Origin of the sequence: Burkholderia sp. Bp8998 (assembly GCF_003854235.1) — a bacterium.
In the GTDB taxonomy this organism is placed as follows: Bacteria; Pseudomonadota; Gammaproteobacteria; order Burkholderiales; family Burkholderiaceae; genus Burkholderia.
Window position 1 is genome coordinate 1 of record NZ_QTQF01000122.1, and the last position, 1,684, is coordinate 1,684.

Sequence of the window (1,684 nt, forward strand, 5' to 3'; positions counted from 1 at the left end):
TATGCGGGCGTCGACAATCCGCTGTTCTACAAGGACAACAACCGGATGCTGTTCGGCGACGCGAAGAAGATGCTGGATGAGGTCTTCGGGGCGCTGAAGGCCTGATGGGGCGGTGTGCTCGAGGGGGGTGCTCGAGGCGGATGGGCCTGAAATTGCCTGCGATGCACTATTTGCGCTTTTGTGAAGCGTCAGGCCATTCCGACTTTGACACGAAGTGACGCAGCGACTGGTGCCGCGCACTCTCTTGGCCACTGCTTCGTATTTGACGCATCGTTACGCCAGCGGGATTATGAGGGCAACGATTTGACGATGCGCCCTATTAGACCCGCTGGTCAATGTCGTAAGACGGATTGCTTCTCACCCAAGAAATGCCCGGATCCGTCTCTACGGGATTTAGTGGCTGCGTCACAAATGCGCCGACGCTTGTTTTGGGGTTGGATCATGGGGCAGCGATCATTATCGACGAATCACCCTTCGTCAGAAGCCAACGTCGATGACGTTGAACGGCGTTTCAGGTCGCTTGCCGATGCGATACCCCATATCGTATATACGGGCACGCCGGATGGTGCGGTCGACTACGTTAGCCAGCGGCTCGAAACGTATACAGGACTCGATTTTGCGCAAGTGGAGGGTTGGAATTGGACCTCGACGATGCACCCGGATGATGTGCAACGCGCGATCGAGACCTGGAATGACGCGCGGGCGAACGGCAGCGAATATGAAGTGGAAGTGCGGATAAAGCGAATATCCGACGGCACCTATCGTTGGCATCTGGATCGGGCATCGCCGTTAAAAGATGCGAAAGGTAACGTCGTCAAGTGGGTTGGGACTGTCACCGACATCGAGGATCGCAAGCGGGCGCTGGCCGCGGCCGAGCGCGCTAACCGTGCGAAATCGGACTTCCTGTCCAGCATGAGCCACGAGTTGCGTAGCCCGCTCAATGCGATTCTGGGTTTTGCCCAACTCATGGCGTCCGAGTCGCCACCGCCGACCTCGTCGCAACAGGCGAGCATCGACCAGATTCTGCGGGCAGGATGGCATCTGCTCGAGCTGATCAACGACGTGCTCGATCTGGCGAAGATCGAGGCAGGGCAAGTGGCGATTTCGCCTGAACCCGTATCGCTGGGCGACGTCCTGCGGGAATGTGAATCGATCATCGTAACGCAGGCTCGGCAACGGGGCATTCGTGTGACCTTTCCGCAGATCGAACCGCCGTGCCATGTCCGCGCCGACCGCACGCGCGTCAAGCAGGTCCTCATCAATCTGTTGTCGAACGCAATCAAGTACAACCGTCCGTCGGGTGCGGTCGAGGTCGACTGCAGCACGCCTGTGCCGGGCCGGGTTCACGTGAGCGTCAGCGACACGGGCCCAGGCTTGTCCCGGGAGCAGCTGGGCCGACTCTTCCAGCCGTTCAACCGCCTGGGACAGGAAGCCGGCGCGGAAGAGGGTACGGGCATCGGTCTCGTGGTCGCAAAACGGCTGATGGAATTGATGGGCGGCGGCATCGGTGTCGACAGCACGCTTGAAAAGGGCAGCGTCTTCTGGATCGAACTCGATGCGGCGCCCGCCCCGGAAATGGCGGCGACGCTCGCCGCACCGCCTGCCACGCCGGCCCGAGGCGCGACCGGCGACGATGCCGCAGAGGCGCCCGTGCATACCGTGCTCTATATCGAGGACAATCCGG

2 protein-coding genes are annotated in these 1,684 nt (G+C 60.6%); both read left to right on the plus strand.

What is annotated here, in order from left to right; all coding sequences use genetic code 11:
* Positions 1–105, plus strand: a 105-nt coding sequence (locus DIE06_RS37680) for an NAD(P)(+) transhydrogenase (Re/Si-specific) subunit beta (RefSeq protein WP_148094383.1), incomplete at its 5' end; no start/stop codon positions are given.
* Between the two features lie 336 nt (positions 106–441).
* On the plus strand, positions 442–1,684 hold a 1,243-nt coding region (locus tag DIE06_RS37685), incomplete at its 3' end, for a PAS domain-containing sensor histidine kinase (RefSeq protein ID WP_124665731.1).